Raw genomic sequence first — 16,736 nt, 5'->3', positions numbered from 1 at the left:
CGTTCAGGCTCTCCGCTGCCGCTCGATCTCGGCGCGCAGGCGTTCGTCCTGCTCGCGCAGCGCCGGCGTGAACTCCTCGCCGAAGTCCTCCGCCTCGAAGATCGGTCGAATCTCGAGCTCCCATTCCCCGCTGGGCATGTAGTCGGCGCAGCGCCTGGCCCAGGCTACCGCGTCGTCCAGCGACTTCACCTGCCAGAGCCAGTATCCGCCGACGAGCTCCTTGGCTTCGGCGAAGGGGCCGTCGATGAGCGTCGTCTTGCCGTCCGAGATGCGCAGGCGCTTGCCTTTGCTGCTCGGGTGCAGCCCCTCTCCGCCGAGCATGACGCCGGCTTTGACGAGCTCCTCTTTGAACCTGCCCATCTCGGCGATGACCTTCTCGTCCGGCATCATCCCCGCCTCGGACTCCTTCGTGGCCTTGACGAACACCATGACTTTCACGGAGCTCTTCTCCCTGGTATCGAGCTACTTCGTCAGGACGACGTGGGTGGCGTGGTCCGTGGAGGCGCGCTCCGTGCAGCGGTAGCCGAGGCTCACCGTATCGATGCCGGTGAGGAGGTGCTCGCCCCGGCCGAGGAGCACGGGGGAGATCACGAGGTGGAGCTCGTCGATGAGCCCCGCGGTGAGGTACTGCCGAACGGCGGCGACGCCGCCGCCGAGCCGGATATCCTTGCCCTGGGCCGCCTCCTTCGCGCGCTCCAGCGCGGCGTGGATGCCGTCGGTCACGAAGTGGAAGGTCGTTCCGCCCTCCATGGTGAAGGACTCACGAGCGTGGTGCGTGAGCACGAAGACGGGCACGTGGTAGGGCGGGTTCTTGCCCCACCATCCCTGCCAACCGTCGTCGGGCCAGGGGCCCCGCTGCGGCCCGAACATGTTGCGGCCCATGATCCAGGCGCCGAGGTTCTCGAAGCCGCGCGCGGCGAAGTCGTCGTCGACGCCCGCTCGGCCGACCGTGTCGCCGATCAGCGAGGCAGCGTAGTCGGCCGACATTCTCTGGAACGTCTTCGTGCCGAGGACCCACTGGTGCAGCGCCATCCCTCCGACGCCCATCGGATTGGCCAGATCTTGGCCGGGACCGGCGCCATGACCGTCGATCGAGATCCCAAACGCGTTTACCCGAAGCCTCGACATGCGCGCAACTCCTTCCGGCGCAGGCATCGCCTGCGACCCTTCTTCTGAAGTGACGACGAACGAGCCGGGGCCGGATCGACACGCCGGCGAATTTTTTTTACTTCGCTGGCCGGTTGTCACATGAAAACGCTGTTAATTCAACGATTTAGGAGGTCCCGGGCGGGCGGGCCGCCGCTCGCACGACCGCGAGCGTCGAGGTCCGGCGGAGGCCGTGGTACCGCCGCGGGGACCTGACGCCGGCCTCCCGGAGCGGGTAGTGCTCAAAGTTGCCCAGAGAGAGTTCACATGAAGGCGGGAAGATCATTGATCATTTCTTCCCGCCTTCCCGCCTTCATGTTCAATTTTGAGCACTACCGGAACGTGAGGGTGTCAGTGTTGACACATTCAAAATCGAACAGAGGTGAAGCTCGACGCCGAACGAAAGCGCTCGATCTCTCCGGCGGGGGATGCGACGGCTTCGTGCCGCTCGATGCTTCGATCAAGCTCGTGACAAACTCCCCCTGGCGCTCGTTCTGCTAGGTTCAACGCACATGAGACGCAGGATCAAGCTCGTCGCGATCGAGGTCGTCGGTGCGGTCGCGTTCCTGGTGCCGGCGCAGGCCCTGGCGCGGTCCGAGGGGTCGTTCAATCCCGGCTTCTTGCTGTCCGCCGGCAGCGGCGAATGCCCGGTGGGGGTCGGCACGGAAATCAGCGGCATGGTTTTCCCGAAGGGAGACCCGGGCTCGATCGGTTACGGTGGTTTCTTCCAGGCGCAGACCTATGCCGGCGACTATGCGCGCCTGGCGTTCGGGTTTCAGCTCGGAAACGTCGTCGGTGGAGAGCTCGGCATCGCGGGTCTGACCCGCAGCGATCTCCACACGTCGACGTTCGCATTGCACACGGGCGTCTTCGCCTCGGCCGCCGTGCTGGGGACGGGGCTGCGCGTGACGATCCCGATGAGCGGCGCCGATCACGGCCTCCCGGCCCACGGCGTCGAAGTGTCGTGGGTCCTGACCCTCAAGGTTCCGATCTACAGCGGCAGGGTCTTCAACTCGTTCGGCCGGCCGCTGCGAGACGAACAGGGCCCCATCACGGCCGCCGCGCGGGAAGCGAGCGGCTGGGCGGACATCGGCGATCCCGCGCTGGTCGCTCACCTTTCGCCCCGGGAGCGTGAAGAGATCGCCGCCCTCTGGCTCGAGGCCGCGCTCGCCGAGCACGCCTCGATCGCGACGTTTTTCGCGCTCGCGCTGGAGCTCCTGGCGCTCGGAGCACCCGCGGACTTGCTCGCGGCTTGCCAGCAGGCGGCGCAGGACGAGATCGAACACGCACGCCTCTCGTTCGGTCTCGCGAGCACGTACGCGGGGCTACCGCTCGGGCCGGGCACGTTGCCGTTGCCGGCCACCGCGCTCTCGGGCGACGCCGCCGCCGTCGCGTACCTGAGCTTCACGGACGGCTGCATCGGCGAGACGTTCGCCGCGGCGCTCGCACGACGAGCGCAGCGCCACGCGACCGATCCGGCCGTCGCGCGGGCGCTCGCGCGCATCGCGACGGACGAAGCGCGGCATGCCGCGCTCGCCTGGAGCATCGTCGCGTGGTGCCTGACGCTCGACCCCGCGCGCGTCCGCGCCGCGCTCGGCGCTGCGCTGGCGGAGCCGGAGCTCGATGCGCCAGCCGCCCCGCTCACGGATGTTCTGGGGCTGCCGATCGTGCCGGCGGCTCGCCATGGAGCGGTGCCGGTCGACGAGCAGAAGCCCCTGCGGCGCCGCGCCGAGCGGACCGCGCGGGCGCGCCTGAAGCGCATGCTGCGGGCGCCGCGCGAAGCGCGGGTCGAGGGAGGCATCGTGCCCTGATCGGGGCGCCCTGCGCGAGCCCTCGCGCCCGACACACAGGTGAGCCGCCGCGGAGCTGCGCCGCGCTGAGCCGCGCTCCACGCGGGCCGGCAAGGTCCGGCCGCGCGTGCAGCCCCGCGTGCCATGGCGCTTGACCGACGTATGCACCGTGGTGTATATGTATCGTCATGCAGCTGGACGTCTTCGAGGTCCTGGCCGATCCCACGCGCCGCCGCATCGTCGAGGCTCTCCTTTCTGGCGAGCAACAGGTGGCCGAGGTCGTGGAGAAGGCCGGCATCCACCAGTCGGGCGTGTCGCGGCACCTGCGCATCCTCTCGGAGTCAGGTTTCGTCTCGATGCGACCCGATGGACAGCGGCGCCTCTACTCCCTTCGTCCCGAGCCTTTCCGCGAGCTCGAGGACTGGCTCGGCCGCTACCGGCAGCTCTGGGAGGAGCGCCTCGATCGTTTCGGTGCCGCGCTCGAGAAGAAGCGCGCGTTAGCTCAGAACAAGCCGGCCGTTCAAGGCGGCCCAACCACGAGGAAGCGATCATGAACACCGCAGTCAAAGCCCAGGCCCGATCCAAGGTCAGAGTCGAGCGCACCTATCGCGCCACGTTGCAGGAGGTCTGGGACCTCTGGACCACGCGAGAGGGATTCGAGTCCTGGTGGGGGCCGCGAAACTTCCGGGCCGCCGTGGCGGAGCTCGACGCGAGGCCGGGCGGCGCCCTGCGTTACGAGATGATCGCCGCCACGCCCGAGATGGTCCGCGCCATGGCGGAGGTCGGCCAGCCGCCCTCGCACGCCGTCACCTCCACCTTCGCCGAGCTCAGGCCCATGACTCGGCTCGTGCTCCGCAACGTGATCGACTTCTTGCCCGGCGTGCCGCCCTACGAGGCCGACATCGAGGTCGAGCTCACGGAGCTCGGCGACCGCGTGAAGATGGTGGTGCTGCTCGACACCATGCATAGCCCCGAATTCACCGAGATGCAGAAGGAAGGCTTCACCAGCCAGCTCAGCAAGCTGGACGAGAAGTTCGGGGCGGGGTGAGGGCTGCCGCGCCTGGGCGAGCGGCGTCGCGCGTCAGTAGGCGAAGGCCTGGTAGACCTCGGTCTCCTCCGTCTCCTCGCGCGCGTCGAGCGATTCGACGATGGGATTGAAGCGGAGCATGCGCTTCGCCCGCTCCGACAGGTGGGAGAGGCTCTCGCGGGGCACCCGGATCGAGACCTCCGGGCGGAACAGCCAGCGGCGGCTGTAGCCGATGACGACCATGGGCCGCGGCTCGCGCGAGCGGTTCGGGGTCCCGCGGTGGAGGCCGCGAACGTCGCGGACCATGACGTCGCCGAGCTCCATGGCGATCGGCTCGAGCGCGACCTCGCCCTGCTCGAGGCGCCGCATCCCCTCGGCCTTGGAGAGCATGTGCGTGCCGCGGGCGATCTCGATCGGGCCGTTCTCGGCGGTGACGTCGACCAGGGGGAAGTTGACGGCGAGCTGGAACGCGGGTGTCTCTCTCCCGGTCTCGGGGAAGAGCGGCGGCGTGTCGCGGTGGACGTCCTGGTAGTCGGACCCGAGGAGCGGGGTGTCGGTCGCGAGCTGGACTATGGTCATGTCGGCCCCGACGAGGCGCTCCACCACGCCCAGGATCGTCTCGTCCTCGTAGATGCGCGGCTCCGCGAAGGGGGCCTTGAACGGGAGCGTCACGTAATAACGACCCGGCCCCCGGTTCTTGAGGTGCCCCTCACGCGCGATGTGGGCGTCGAGGAGCGGCGCGAAGGCCTCACGCCACGAGCGCAGCAGGCTCTTCGGAATGAGGTTCTTTATCAGGCAGAACCCATCGCGCTGCGCTGCGCGGGCAAGCTCATCCATCTCGGCGCTGGTGTGGCGGGCGTGGCTCATGGCTCGGGCCGAGCTTGGTGGATCGAGCGGAGTCGTCAAGCTCAGCGCTCGCTCTCCGCCGGTTCATCCCCATCCCACCACTGCCGGAATCACCGTCGTCGGAGGAGAATGCGGCGCTCCAGGCGCCCGGCCCACGCGCGCGGGACGGGCAAGTGATCTCAGCCTCACGAGGCCGACGCCCGCGCGGCCCCGCTCTGCATCAGCTCAGGCTGGTCGCTCTCCTGCCTGACACAGAGCGGCCTCGACGCCGCCTTCACGGGAGCGCGCGGGTCACAGCTTCGAGGCGGCGTGGTCCCAGTTCACCAGGTTCCACCACGCCTCGACGTACTTCGCCCGGGCATTGCGGTAGTCGATGTAATACGCGTGCTCCCACACGTCGCACGTGAGCAGCGGCGTCTTGCCCTCCGTGAGCGGGCTCCCGGCGTTGCTCGTCTGCACGATTTCCAGCTTGCCTGAGCCATTCTTCACCAGCCAAGCCCAGCCCGAGCCGAACTGACCGATGGCCGCGGCGCTGAACTTCTCCTTGAACGACGACACGCTTCCGAACGCCTCGTCGATCGCCGCGCGGAGCGCGGCGGGAGGCTCACCGCCGCCCTGCGGCTTCATGCTGTGCCAGTAGAACGTGTGATTCCACACCTGAGCTGCCTGGTTGAAGACCGCGCCGGACGTCGTGCGGACGAGATCCTCGAGGCTCTTGCCCGCGAGCGCCGCGTCCGCTGCCACGAGCTCGTTCAGCTTCGTGACGTACGCGTTGTGGTGCTTGCCGTGGTGGAAGTCGAGCGTCTCGGCCGAGATGTGGGGGACCAGCGCGTCTCTGGAGTAGGGGAGCTCGGGAAGAGTGAAGGTCATGGTTCTGTTCCTCGTGTTGCGTCGACGGCTACGCGCTCGTCGCAGCCCGTTGTGAGTAGCTAGGCGAAGACCTTCGGATGGCGCTCGAGCCACGGCTCGAACGTCCGCGCTTCGCGGCCAGACAGCCGCTCCACGTCGCCGGGTCCGGCGGCAGCGTAGCAAACTCGGTGGGCGCGCGTGGCGCCTTGCCAATGAGTTGGCAGTTTTCCATCCATTTGGAGAGACGGCCTCCCGGCCAGCGGTTCAGCGGCTCCGCAAACCTGCCAGAGCGGACGGCGCGCGGCGCGGCCGGCGCGTCTCCGAGAGCACCAGCGCGAGCGACCCGAGCTCGAGGGCGCGGGCGACGTCGCTGTCAGTAGGCCCCCTTCGGCTCGAGGCCCAGCATGTGCTGGCCGACCATCGTGGACACGGCGTCCCAGTTGAGGCTGATGTGCTGGGCGATCGCGTTGCCGTCCCGCCACATGCGCTGGATCGGTTGTCCGAGCGCCAAGCTGCTGCCACCGACGCACGAGAACAGCGCCTCGATGGCGGAGTGCGACAGCTTCGCCGCGTAGGCGTGGCCTCGCCGGTTGCGGATACGCTTCTCGACGCTCACGGACCTCCCCTGGGCTGCTGTCAGCTCCACCTCGGTGATGTCGCGGTCGAGGACGAGCCTCGCCGCGTCCACGGCGGCCGCCGCGTCGGCCAGGCGCGACTGCACGTGAGCGAACTGGCAGAGGCGCGCTCCCGCGCCGCCGATGCCGCCGCGCGTGACGCGGCTCTCACAGAGATCGAGGAAGGCATCGATGGCGCCCTGGGCGGTGCCCAGGAGCGGGGCCACGAGGCAGACGGGGATCGCCGAGAGGAAGGAGATGCTGTAGATGCGGTTGGGGTTCACCGTGGCCCCGGGAGGCGCACCGGACGCGGCCTCCGCGAAGGTGAGCTTCCGGTGACCCGGGACGAAGGTCGGTTTGTTGAGCACCACGGTCTTGGACCCGGTGCCAGCTTGGCCCGCGACGTGCCAGTCGTCCTCGATCGACCAGTCGGAGCGGGGCACGAGCAAGAAGCCAGCGTTGGAGGTGGCGTCGTTCTCCTTCGGAAACTGGACGCCCAGCACGGCCCATTGCGAGTTGTCGACGTTGGACGCGAAGCGCCACTTGCCCTGGATCAGGTACCCGCCATCCACCGCATGCGCTGCGGTGATGGGCGAGTAGGAGCCGCACAGGATGGCCCGGGGATTTTCCCTCCACACGTCGTCCTGCGCCTGCGCCGGGAACAATCCGAGCAGCCACTGGTGGATCGCCCCGAGCGAGCATGCCCAGGCGGATGAGGTGCAGCCTCGCCCGATCTCGCTGATCACGTCGAGGAGCGCGGTGAAGCCGTACTCATAGCCGCCGTAGCGGGCCGGCTGCATCAGCCGGAAGAAGCCTGCGCGATGGAAGAGCTGGTTCGTTTCCTCCGAGACGCGGCGCTCGATCTCCGTTTGCTGGGCTTGCTCGCGGAGGCGAGGGATGAGCTCGCGCGCAGTGGAGACCAGACTCTCGAGCGACGGCGCGTCGGCGGCGGGGCTGATCCGACCGGGGGCCTTCATGACCACAGCTCTGATCGACGAACGTTCGAGACTCATAGACCATCCCTCGCGTGGCGAAAATTCGCTGGCTGGCCCGACCCGATCGGCGCGGCCGGCGGTACGCGCGTCGGTCCAGCGAATTGCGCCGACATGGAAGCGAATGCGAAGAGCGCGGACGACCTTGTCCCTGCAGCCACGCAAGCGGCTGCAGGGATGGCTGCCTGCTGCTCCCTACCGCGCGGACCGCTGCTCGCTCGACACCATCTTCCGGATGGCGTCCAGCGTGGCATCCACCGCCTTCACATAATCCCGCTCCACCACCTCACGGAATTCCCGCTCCCTGGCGCTGTCGGACGGCGCGCCCAGGAGCTGCAGAGCGAAGCTGAACCGCAGGCGCAGGTCGCCGTCTTCGCCGAGGATCTCGTTGACGATGAAGCCATCCATATTTCCCGACAGGCGAACGAACACGACCTTCTCCTCCGGGTGGAAGGTGACCTTCTCTCTCGCCTCCTCGCCTCGGAAGACGATATCGCGAACAAGGCTCCCGGGCGAGCGCTCGACGACCTCACACTTCGCCAGGCCGGGGACGAAGGGCAAGGCGTTCTCGGCCTTCATGACGAGGCCTCTCCAGATTTCGCCTCTGCTGAGCGTCGGCTGGCTCGGGGCGAGATCCAGGTTCACGGCGACCTCTCTGAACACGTAGATCATGCTGTCTCCTGATCGATCTTCCCCCAGGTGGCCATGCGCCGGGGGCCGCGAGGCACCTCTGTACTATTACAGCCGCGCTTGGTCCGAGGTGCGGCGGGGCCGATGGCGTGCGCTGCGCCTTCAGGGGCCTCGGGGAGACCGGCATCGCCGGTGGCGGCCGCGCCTCGGCGCGGATCGCCGCGAGGCGGGACGCCGCGCCGGCGCCGCCACGCTTAGGATCACGTCCGGAGTATGCGAAGATGCCCGGGACGGCGCCAGAGGGCGCCCTGGAACGGCCGCGTTCGAGGAGTGGAACGTTGAGGGAGCCCGATGATCTGACCGGTCTGTCGATGTTCGTGCGCATCGTCGAGGAAGGCTCGCTCAGCGCGGCCGGCCGTGCGCTCGGCCTGCCCAAGGCGACCCTCAGCCGCAACCTCGCGCTGCTGGAGCAGCGGCTCGGCGCGCCGCTGCTGATCCGCTCCACGCGCGCGCTCAGCCTGACGGATACGGGCAGGCGCTTCTTCGACAAGGTCCAGCCCATCGTCCGAGAGGCGCAGCAGGCGACCGCCGAGGTCAAGAGCCTCCACGCGGCTCCCTCCGGGCTGCTGCGCATCACCGCGCCCGTCGCCTATGGCCACGCGGCGATCGCGCCCCGCTTGCTCTCGTTCATGAGGCGTTATCCGGCGGTTCGCATCGACCTGCATCTCCATGACGGGCGCGTCAACCTGGTCAACGGCGGCTACGACCTGGCCATCCGGATGGGGGCGATCGAGGACAGCGAGCTGATCAGCCACAAGCTGGCCGACGTCAGCATGGTCATCGTCGCCTCGCCGGCCTGGCTGGAGCTGCACGGTATGCCCCAAAGGCCCGCCGAGCTCGCCCAGCATGACGCCGTCGTCACGCGGCCCGATATCGTCCAGTGGAGGGTCGGCGGGGAGACCGTGCGCGTCCCCTGGCGCATGAGCACGGGCAACATGATCGTCACGCGGGACGCCGCGAGGGCCGGGCTGGGCATCGCTTTCGTGCCCGAATTCCTTGTGTTGCGTGACCTGGAACGAGGAACGCTGGTACGCCTGCTCCCCGACGTCGAGCTGCCGGTGATTCAAGCGACCGCGCTGTATACCCGCGCCGCCAGCCAATCGGTGGCGCTGCGCACCTTGCTCGACGACCTCCTGGCCAGCCGACCCATCGAGGTCGACGCCGCGCCGTCGTGACCCTGCCCGGGCGCGCGTGTCATCCCCCTCTGCTGCGACATGCGATGTCGGTACACCGGCCTTGTATCAGGCGGGGTGAAGATGAACGAGCCGGCGGCCTCAGAACCTATCTGCCAGCGTGAGCTGCGGGTGCTGCGCCGGGAAGAGCACCGGGACGAGCCGGGCGGCGTCTCCGGCAAGCCGGAGCTTCCCCGCGTCGCACACCTCCAGCGGCGCGTCCGAGCCGAGGAGGAGCCGCGCCACCGCCCAGCCGCCGCCGATCGCGCTGCGCGCCCCTGCGGCGCTCCGCCCGCGGACGACCTCGACGCGGCCGCGATCGAGGCGGAGCGTCGCCGTCTCCTCGGGGCTGGCGAGGGTGAGCGCGCCGCGGTAGCCCGCGAGCTCGGACGCGGCGAGCCGGGCCGAGAGCTCCGGCGCCATCGCCGCGAGGCATCCCGGGAGGTCGACGACCCGGACCATCGCGGCGCCATTGGCGGCATACCGCTGCTCGTAACGGCTGTTCAGCGTCCGTAGCCGCGCGGCGAGCGCCGAGCGGTAGGGGAGCGTGTCGAAGCGGAGCTCGGGGAGCGCCTTCCGCCGGCAGAGGGCCCCGAGCGCCGAGAGCGCCGCGTCCGGTGCGCCGGTCGCCTCGGCGCACACGAGCCGGCTCCCGCTCGCCTGGACGACGACATGCCCGTCGGGGCGCTCTCGATCGGCGCCCCAGCACCAGGCCTCGACGTCCTTGCGCATGCCGCTCCACGAGCGCAGAAAGGTCGGCCGCACCGCCGTGCCGGTGAGGCCGGCGTTCCACCGGTTGTGCAGCCGCACCAGCGCCTGCGTGGGCGCCGCCGGGATCCGGCGCAGGCCGCGCAGCCGAGGCAGCGTGGCCGGGAGGTCGGCGAGCTTCACGCGCCACCGCGACTCGGGCCAGGCCGGCACATAGCCGAACCGGTGGTAGAAGTCGTCGATCCCGAACAGGATCGAGAGGTGATAGCCGCGGGCGCGCATGCGGTCGAGGCTGTGCGGCGCCGTGCGGGCCATGAGCCCTTTCCCGCGGTGGGCCGCCTCGGTGGCCACCGCGCCGATGCCGCCGCAGCGCACCTCCGCCCGACCGATCCGCATCCGGTAACCCCACACGCCCCAGTGGGTGACCATCGCATCACCGAGGAATCCGATGACCGAGGCGTCCCAGTCGTAGTGGCTGTGGTTCACGTACCAGGCGGCGCAGTCGGCGCGGAAGCTCGCGTAACTGCCAAAGGTGCGCGCCGCGATCTCGATCACCGCCGTCGCGTCGGCGACCGGAGCGGGGGAGCGGACGGTGAGGGACGGAGTCTTCAGGAGCGTACCCGCCATCGGTAGGAGCGGTTCGCCCGCGGCGTGCGATCGAGCATGGTCCCTCCTATCCGGACCCCGCCGACCCTGTCCAAGTTTCTGACGCCGCGGCGCTACCCCTCCGGCTCGCGCTCCGGCCCCAGCCCGTGCCGGTGGAGCAGGCGGTACAGGTACCGCCGATCCAGCCCCGCGGCGGCCGCGGCCCGCGAGACCTTGCCGTCGTGGGCGCGGAGCAGCGCCTCGAAGTAGCGGCGCTCGAAGTCCGAGAGGACCCGGTCGCGCGCCTCGGCGTACGGCACGCTCGCGTCGACCGGCGGTGGCGCGCTCACCGGCGCGAGCTCGCTCACGGGCGGCGGCGCGCGGAACACGAGGTACTGCTCCACGTAGTTCCTGAGCTCGCGCACGTTGCCCGGCCACGCGGCGCGCGTCATGCGGGCGATCACCCTCGGGTCCCGCAGCGTCGCCGCCTCGTCCGGCGTCGCGTGGAGCGAGGCGAGGAGATCGTCGAGCAGCGCCGGGATGTCCTCGGGGCGCTGCCGGAGGGGCGGCATCGGGATCCGCACGACCGCGATCCGGAAATAGAGATCGGCGCGGAAGCGGCCCGCGTTCACCTCGGCGCGCAGGTCCCGGTGCGTGGCCGCGATGACGCGCACGTCGACCGACCTCGGCGTGTTCGTCCCGAGGCGGCGGATCTCGCGCGCCTCGAGCGCCCGCAGGAGCTTCGGCTGGAGGTCGAGCGGCAGCTCGCCGATCTCGTCGAGGAAGATGGTCCCGCCCGACGCCTCCTCGAAGGCGCCGATCCGCTGCTCGCCCGCGCCGGTGAACGCGCCCTTCGCGTGGCCGAAGAGCTCGCTCTCGATGAGGTTCCCATGGATCGCGCCGCAGTCGACGACCACGAACGGCCTGTCCCGCCGCGCGCTCCGCTCGTGGATCGAGCGGGCCGCCTGGCTCTTGCCGGTGCCGGTCTCGCCCTCGAGCAGCACGGTGACATCGCGCTCGGCGGACCGCGCGAGGAGCGCGAACACCGCCCGCATCGCCGCCGACGCGCCCGAGAGCGCGCCGAACCGCGCCTCCTCCCAGAGCGGCAGGCGGTTGTGCTCCGTGCCGAACTCGAAGCGGGCGACCGTCTTTCCGAGCCGGATGAGGCTGCCGGTGCGCAGCAACGCCTCGATCACGTGCACCCCGTCGACGACCGTGCCGTTGTGGCTGCGGAGATCGCGGACGCGCGCCCCCGCGTCGTCGATGCGGATCTCGCAGTGAAACCGGGAGACCGTGGCGTCGGCGACCACGAGGTCGTTGCCCTCGCTCGACCCGATAGAGCACCGATCGGCGGAGGAGTCCCAGACAGCACCCTTGGCCGGGCCCTCCACGAGCTCGATGCGGAACCGGCGGACCATGCCCGCGCTGTCGTCCGGGCGGGCGCCCGGGTGGGTCAGCGTATCGCCGCCGCTCTGGGCTGCTCTCTTCGGGGGTCCGCTCGCCATGGCGCCACGATACCACGGCGGCGTCGCGCCCCGCGCGGTGGCGCTGTCGCCGCCCAGGCCACGCCGGCGCAGGGGAGTGCGACGGGCGCGCGACAAGGGCGCTCCGCCACCGGGCGATCCGCGCGGGACGCGGCTGGCACGCTCGATGCTCAACGGTGAAACGTCAGCGGCCAGCGACCCGCGGATAACGGTCCACGGTCAACGGGCCATGGACGACAACACCTCGAACGCGCGGCGATGGGGCGCATCGCCGGCAGCGCGTCTACCAACAAGCGCCCGAATGGAGAATCCCATGAAGCCCATCCTCAAGCTCTCGATGCTCGCCGTCGCCTCCGCCCTCGCCACGGTCGGCGTGGCGCCGGACGCCTCGGCCAGGAACACCGCCGCATTCATCGGCCGCACCAGGGACGCCGCCGAGGCCAGCTGCTTCAGCGAGAGCTTCGGGAGCCTCATCAACGACGGCTTCGTCGGCGGGCACCGCTGCGGCAACTCGGTCATCATCCTCCCCCTCGTGATGGATCCCGGCCCCTTCAACAACTGGGCGAGGGTCACCGTGACCGCGAAGAAGCCGACTTGGACCACCACGATGAACTGCGCCACGTTCGTCTTCGACAAGGCCACGGGGGGCGGCTGGTCCGGCGGCGGGGTCGACCTTGCGACGACGGGGTGGTTCGAGAACATCAAGCTGCCGGACACCCCTTATTATCCCGACACCTCGCCGTTTGCCGCCTGCGCGGTCGGTCCGGGCGCGCAGGTGGTCCAGCTCGTTTACTGAGAGGGGCCGCGGCCGCCGTGGGAGCGCGGCGCGCGCTCTCACGGCTCCGGCCCGGCGCGCCATTCGACGGAGGGAGTCATGAAGAGGATCTGGCAGGTTCTGATCGTGCTCGCGGCGGCCGGCGCCGTCGCGACGCTCGCCGTCGACAGGCGGCGCGACGAGGCGGAGATGGCGCGCATGCGCGAGGACATGGGCGCGCTCTCGCGCGCCATCGAGGCGACGAAGAGCGGCCCGGCCCTCGCCGGCGCCGCGCCCCGGCCCGAGCGGCGGATCGAGGCCGCCGCGCCGGCTCCCGTGGCTCCGCCGGCGGAAGCGCCCGCGGCACCCGCGCCGGAGCCCCCGGGCGACGCGAGCGAGAGCGCCCCGACAGTCGAGCAGCGCGCGGCCGCGCTGGCCGCGGTGCGCGAGCGCCTGGAGGACACGTTCACGCAGCAGGGGACCGACACCCGGTGGAGCGCCGAGGCGCGCGAGGCGGCCCGGGAAAAGCTGAGCGCGGCGCTCCCGGACACCTCGTCGCTCCGCTCGATCGAGTGCCGGAGCTCGATGTGCCGTGTCGAGACGGTGCACCAGGACTTCGAGCAATACGAGCAGTTCGTCCGGAGCGCCTTCATGAGCCCGCAGGAGACGCTCTGGAGAGGGGGATTCTTCACCCTGCCTGTCAACGACCCACGGGAAGGCGAGCTCGTGACCGTGGCCTACGTCGGTCGCGAGGGCGCGCCGCTGCCGATGGCCCTCTAGAGCGGCGGTCACCCGCTTCGGATACGGGCCCACCTCGGCGTTTTCGGTGCTCAGCGCACCGGAGTGCGCTTCCGCGCCGAAAACGCCGATCTGGGCCCGTCTCCTGTGCGGGTGACCGCCGCTCTGCTGCGGCTCTGCTCTGGATGGTGCAGAGGGGGGCGGAAACTGCTGTTCCTGGCGTCCTTGGCGGCCCCCGGAAGAGCTCAGAAGAACCCGATCGGCCCCGGCGACCACGGGAACTCCACCGCCTCGCCGACCGCGGGCGGCGCGACGCGGCGGAGCCTCCCGTCGCGCCACGCCAGGATGACGAGCCCCGGATCCTCGAGCGGCGCGCCCAGGTCGACCTCGAGCCGCACGGGCCTCCCGTCCGCGACCTCGGCGACCCGGATCGTGGCGCCGCACTGGCCGACCTCGTAGCCCGCCGCGATCGGCGAGGACGGCGCGCGATAGAGGGTCTCGAACGCCCCGGTCAGCATCGTCCCGTCGATGCGCCCCAGGGAGAACGAGGACGGGCCTGTGCGCGTGAGGCGGTGCGTGCCCTTGTTCATCGAGAGGATCGACCAGCAGGAGAACGAATCGGGCGACTCCAGGGCGCGGATCGCCTGCGGGTACATGGCTGCCATGGGATCCGAGGCGGCCGCGATGAAGACCCGCTTGCGGGGCGGCGCGTCGATCTCCGCGGTGCGGGCGATGTCCTCGAGCTTGCGCGCGATATCGATGCTCGATGCGGTGGCGGCGAGGAAAAGGAGCGGCGCGATCCCGAGGTGCACGGCGGCGAGGAACCCGGCGCCGGCGCGGCGGGGCCATGACGCGACCCCGGGCGAGGGGGCGCGGCGCAGCCCGCGCAGGACGACGACGGCGAGGAGCGGCGCGATCCCGAGGCCCGGCATCAGCAGCAGGCGCGACCCGGGGAAGCCCCCGAGGCTCGTGAAGAACGCGAGGAGCGCCCCGGGGACGAGCCAGCGCAAGGCGGCCCGCTCGCGCTCGGGGACCGCGGGGAGGCAAGCGCGATAGAGGAGGGCGACGCCCGCGGCCGCCGCGAGCCCGACCGCGATGAAGGGGAGCTTGGGGAGCGGGACGGAGAGATCCGCGGGCACGGCCACGAGGGCGCCGCCGATCAGGATGGGCAGCCGCTCCGCCGCGGCGGCCACGAAGGCGAGCGGGCTGTTGAGCGGGTCGATATACCCGCCGGTGTGCGCGGCGCCGCCGCCGAACGCCTTGTACGCGGCGAAGTACCCGAGGAGGCCGAGCACCGGGAGCACGCCGGCCGCCCGGGCGCGCCAGCCGTCCGCGCGGCCCGGCGGCACGGGACCGGCGAGCTGATAGGCGATCCAGTACGCAGCCCCGCCGAGCGCCGCCTCGCCGCCGAGGAGCCCGATCCCGAGCCCGAGCGGGCCCAGGTACCGCCCGGGGCGCCACCCATCCTCGCGGTAGCGGAGGTACGCCAGGAGTCCGAGCACCACCGGGAGCGCCGCGAGCAGCATGTGCTGGCACGCGATCCACCCGACCGGGTGAACGTGGTTCCCGCTGACCGCGAAGATCAGCAGCGCGAGCGCCGCGGTCGCGCCCGGGAGAACCCGCAGGAACAGCCTGCCGGCGGCGGCGACCAGGGCGACATAGAGCGCGATCGAGACAAGGTGGTACCCGAGCGGGGTGTCGCCGAAGACCGCGCGCTCCAGCGTGAACAGCGCGCTCGCCAGGGGGCGGACAAGGTGGATCCTGAGCTCCGGATCGGTCCACCACGGCAGCCCGGAGATGGAGACGGCAGCCCGTGTCTCCTCCGGAACGCCGGGGAAGAAGTCGTAGAGATCGTACCAGGGAGGCGAGCCAGGGATCAGCTTCGCGAGGTAGCAGAACAGGATGTAGTCATCGGCATAGAAGGCGATCGCCACCGTGGGCAGCGCCAGGGCGAGCGCGAGGAGCAAGACGGCCTGGACGAAGCGAGGGTGGTTGAGCCACCGCGCGAAGCGATCGAAAGGATCCGGTTTCATTCGTGACCACAACGTAGGGCAGCTCGCGCGCGCCGTGTAGATGGACCGGAGCGCCTCGCGCGGCGCCGCCCTACCTGCGGCTCACCCCGCCCTGGGGCAGGGGTCGCGGGAAAAATGTGAGATCAATCACGTTTGTGCGATTGGCGAGGTCTCCCGGGGAGTTGCGCTGTTCGAGCCCTGTCGCCGAGGAGCGCGGGGTGACCCGGACACGTGCTCTATCCGCTACGCGCGCAAGACGTTCAGATCGCGCAGGTCGGTGACATACACGCTGCGCTCGCGGCGAGCGCGATAGCTCGAGCGTGCGTCTCTGCCGATGTTCCGGCTAAACTCGAACCGACCCAATGAGGCTCGGAATCATGGGTCAGCCCGTCCCAACTCCTGTTCGACGGCGTCACCACCGGCGCGAGGGCGATGAGGACGGGTCGAGGGGGGCGGCGGGGGCGCGTGCCGGTCAGCACCTGCCGGTCAAGAACCGCCGCTCCGGTCCGTCCTATCCCTCTGGCCCACGTCGCGGGAGATAGCGTGTCTGCTCATGTGACCTCCTTATGAAGGTCGAAAGGAACTGCACAAGTTCGCCTGTGACACACCGCCTTGCCCGCGCTGGCGCCGGGGGCTCCGCCCGGGGCACCACCCTCGGGCTCGGGACATGTCTCCGTGTGAACCGGTGCATTTTCTTGAGCCGCGCTGGGCTTCTCGGACGACTGCTTGCTGTCCCGCCGCCCACTGACGGAGAGCTCTGCGATTCGCCAGAGGAACGATGGTCATGGGCCGGCGGCCCTCGAGACGTGCGAGATCGGACGACGGACTTGGCAGAAAGACAAAATCCGGAAAGGGAGAGCAAGTGAAGAGGTTCGCGCTCTTGAACATGGTTTCTCTTATTTGGCGAGACCTTTCCACAGGGGACCGGCTTCGGTGAGCACATTTGACATCGGCGTGTGACGCGGCAGCCGCCGGCAGATGGAGCAGCACGAGGACGACGGCTGGAGGATCCCCGACGCCATCTGGGCAGAGGTGGAACCACGGCTGGATGAATCGATTTCGGGCGAACCTCGTCCGCTGGTCGAAGCGCGCGGACACCTACCTCGCCCTTCTGCACTTCGCTTGCGGGATCATCACCTGGCGCGCGGCTGGCCTATTGGGTTAGGCTCCAAGCGGATCAGCCAGCGCGACAACCTCTCTGACACGGGGGGTAGGACGGCGTCCATCGCAGATCCGGGCGGTGAACGCTTACGTTCTGTCAACCCAGGGCAGGTCCCGCAGTCGGGGCTTGACGTCTCTTAAACGCTCCGACTTCCTTCCCATGATCTT

Annotated in this window: 15 protein-coding genes and 1 pseudogene; 7 read left to right on the top strand and 9 right to left on the bottom strand. The window is 70.0% G+C overall.

What is annotated here, in order from left to right; all coding sequences use genetic code 11:
- Positions 1-3: 3 nt before the first annotated feature.
- A complete protein-coding gene (locus tag WME73_RS23325) occupies positions 4-438 on the bottom strand; it encodes a YciI family protein (RefSeq protein ID WP_437747581.1) in 435 nt (144 codons plus the stop codon).
- Between the two features lie 24 nt (positions 439-462).
- Entirely contained in the window at positions 463-1,128 is a 666-nt protein-coding gene (locus WME73_RS23320) for a dihydrofolate reductase family protein (RefSeq protein WP_437917104.1), read from the bottom strand.
- A 530-nt stretch (positions 1,129-1,658) separates the two neighbouring features.
- On the opposite strand from WME73_RS23320, the gene WME73_RS23315 reads away from it, so the two are divergent.
- The 3 genes from WME73_RS23315 (at position 1,659) to WME73_RS23305 (ending at position 3,984) form a co-directional block, all read left to right on the top strand.
- On the top strand, positions 1,659-2,957 hold the full coding sequence (locus WME73_RS23315) for a hypothetical protein (RefSeq protein WP_437917103.1): 1,299 nt from the start codon (positions 1,659-1,661) through the stop codon (positions 2,955-2,957).
- 167 nt (positions 2,958-3,124) lie between these two features.
- Positions 3,125-3,490, top strand: a complete 366-nt coding sequence (locus WME73_RS23310; protein ID WP_437747578.1) for an ArsR/SmtB family transcription factor — start codon at positions 3,125-3,127, stop codon at positions 3,488-3,490.
- On the top strand, positions 3,487-3,984 hold the full coding sequence (locus WME73_RS23305; RefSeq protein ID WP_437747577.1) for an SRPBCC family protein: 498 nt from the start codon (positions 3,487-3,489) through the stop codon (positions 3,982-3,984). The genes WME73_RS23310 and WME73_RS23305 overlap by 4 nt, the downstream gene beginning before the upstream one ends.
- A gap of 33 nt (positions 3,985-4,017) precedes the next feature.
- Here the strand turns inward: WME73_RS23305 and WME73_RS23300 are convergent, their stop codons facing one another.
- The 4 genes from WME73_RS23300 to WME73_RS23285 form a co-directional block, all read right to left on the bottom strand.
- Positions 4,018-4,830 carry a phytanoyl-CoA dioxygenase family protein gene (locus WME73_RS23300; RefSeq protein ID WP_437917102.1) on the bottom strand — a complete coding sequence of 271 codons (813 nt, stop codon included), beginning with the start codon at positions 4,828-4,830 and terminating at the stop codon, positions 4,018-4,020.
- A gap of 270 nt (positions 4,831-5,100) precedes the next feature.
- Positions 5,101-5,679: a superoxide dismutase gene (locus WME73_RS23295; RefSeq protein ID WP_437747575.1), complete on the bottom strand. Its 579-nt coding sequence runs from the start codon at positions 5,677-5,679 to the stop codon at positions 5,101-5,103.
- A 352-nt stretch (positions 5,680-6,031) separates the two neighbouring features.
- Complete coding sequence (locus WME73_RS23290) at positions 6,032-7,285, bottom strand: acyl-CoA dehydrogenase family protein (protein WP_437917101.1); 1,254 nt, start codon at positions 7,283-7,285, stop codon at positions 6,032-6,034.
- A 174-nt stretch (positions 7,286-7,459) separates the two neighbouring features.
- Positions 7,460-7,936, bottom strand: coding sequence for an SRPBCC family protein (locus tag WME73_RS23285; protein ID WP_437917100.1), 477 nt, complete (start codon positions 7,934-7,936; stop codon positions 7,460-7,462).
- Positions 7,937-8,265: 329 nt separating this feature from the next.
- Between WME73_RS23285 and WME73_RS23280 the strand changes: the two genes are divergently transcribed.
- Positions 8,266-9,129: a LysR family transcriptional regulator gene (locus WME73_RS23280; protein ID WP_437747571.1), complete on the top strand. Its 864-nt coding sequence runs from the start codon at positions 8,266-8,268 to the stop codon at positions 9,127-9,129.
- A gap of 99 nt (positions 9,130-9,228) precedes the next feature.
- Here the strand turns inward: WME73_RS23280 and WME73_RS23275 are convergent, their stop codons facing one another.
- The gene (locus tag WME73_RS23275) at positions 9,229-10,461 is read right to left on the bottom strand and encodes a GNAT family N-acetyltransferase (protein WP_437917099.1); all 1,233 of its coding nucleotides are present in this window, start codon (positions 10,459-10,461) and stop codon (positions 9,229-9,231) included.
- A 92-nt stretch (positions 10,462-10,553) separates the two neighbouring features.
- Positions 10,554-11,924, bottom strand: a complete 1,371-nt coding sequence (locus WME73_RS23270) for a sigma 54-interacting transcriptional regulator (RefSeq protein WP_437747569.1) — start codon at positions 11,922-11,924, stop codon at positions 10,554-10,556.
- A gap of 292 nt (positions 11,925-12,216) precedes the next feature.
- On the opposite strand from WME73_RS23270, the gene WME73_RS23265 reads away from it, so the two are divergent.
- Together WME73_RS23265 and WME73_RS23260 are read left to right on the top strand one after the other, a co-directional pair.
- The gene (locus WME73_RS23265; RefSeq protein WP_437747568.1) at positions 12,217-12,699 is read left to right on the top strand and encodes a hypothetical protein; all 483 of its coding nucleotides are present in this window, start codon (positions 12,217-12,219) and stop codon (positions 12,697-12,699) included.
- A gap of 78 nt (positions 12,700-12,777) precedes the next feature.
- Positions 12,778-13,437 (top strand): hypothetical protein, encoded by a 660-nt coding sequence (locus tag WME73_RS23260; RefSeq protein WP_437747567.1) that lies wholly within the window; start codon positions 12,778-12,780, stop codon positions 13,435-13,437.
- 203 nt (positions 13,438-13,640) lie between these two features.
- Here the strand turns inward: WME73_RS23260 and WME73_RS23255 are convergent, their stop codons facing one another.
- Positions 13,641-15,428, bottom strand: coding sequence for a hypothetical protein (locus WME73_RS23255; protein ID WP_437747566.1), 1,788 nt, complete (start codon positions 15,426-15,428; stop codon positions 13,641-13,643).
- A gap of 1,018 nt (positions 15,429-16,446) precedes the next feature.
- Here WME73_RS23255 and WME73_RS23250 point away from each other — a divergent pair.
- Positions 16,447-16,572: pseudogene (locus tag WME73_RS23250) on the top strand (IS5/IS1182 family transposase); the annotation flags it as partial.
- Between the last annotated feature and the right edge of the window lie 164 nt (positions 16,573-16,736).

The sequence above is a fragment of the Sorangium sp. So ce302 genome (assembly GCF_051530145.1).
In the GTDB taxonomy this organism is placed as follows: domain Bacteria; phylum Myxococcota_A; class Polyangia; order Polyangiales; family Polyangiaceae; genus Sorangium; species Sorangium cellulosum_B.
Note: the sequence above shows the minus strand (reverse complement) of the source record. Positions and strands in the feature narration are given on the sequence as shown.

Coding starts and splice junctions, on each gene's coding strand:
- WME73_RS23290 (WP_437917101.1), bottom strand. CDS start 7,285: ATGAGTCTCGAACGTTCGTCGATCAGAGCTGTGGTCATGAAGGCCCCC.
- WME73_RS23265 (WP_437747568.1), top strand. CDS start 12,217: ATGAAGCCCATCCTCAAGCTCTCGATGCTCGCCGTCGCCTCCGCCCTC.
- WME73_RS23320 (WP_437917104.1), bottom strand. CDS start 1,128: ATGTCGAGGCTTCGGGTAAACGCGTTTGGGATCTCGATCGACGGTCAT.
- WME73_RS23310 (WP_437747578.1), top strand. CDS start 3,125: ATGCAGCTGGACGTCTTCGAGGTCCTGGCCGATCCCACGCGCCGCCGC.
- WME73_RS23280 (WP_437747571.1), top strand. CDS start 8,266: ATGTTCGTGCGCATCGTCGAGGAAGGCTCGCTCAGCGCGGCCGGCCGT.
- WME73_RS23295 (WP_437747575.1), bottom strand. CDS start 5,679: ATGACCTTCACTCTTCCCGAGCTCCCCTACTCCAGAGACGCGCTGGTC.
- WME73_RS23275 (WP_437917099.1), bottom strand. CDS start 10,461: ATGGCGGGTACGCTCCTGAAGACTCCGTCCCTCACCGTCCGCTCCCCC.
- WME73_RS23315 (WP_437917103.1), top strand. CDS start 1,659: ATGAGACGCAGGATCAAGCTCGTCGCGATCGAGGTCGTCGGTGCGGTC.
- WME73_RS23305 (WP_437747577.1), top strand. CDS start 3,487: ATGAACACCGCAGTCAAAGCCCAGGCCCGATCCAAGGTCAGAGTCGAG.
- WME73_RS23260 (WP_437747567.1), top strand. CDS start 12,778: ATGAAGAGGATCTGGCAGGTTCTGATCGTGCTCGCGGCGGCCGGCGCC.
- WME73_RS23255 (WP_437747566.1), bottom strand. CDS start 15,428: ATGAAACCGGATCCTTTCGATCGCTTCGCGCGGTGGCTCAACCACCCT.
- WME73_RS23300 (WP_437917102.1), bottom strand. CDS start 4,830: ATGAGCCACGCCCGCCACACCAGCGCCGAGATGGATGAGCTTGCCCGC.
- WME73_RS23270 (WP_437747569.1), bottom strand. CDS start 11,924: ATGGCGAGCGGACCCCCGAAGAGAGCAGCCCAGAGCGGCGGCGATACG.
- WME73_RS23285 (WP_437917100.1), bottom strand. CDS start 7,936: ATGATCTACGTGTTCAGAGAGGTCGCCGTGAACCTGGATCTCGCCCCG.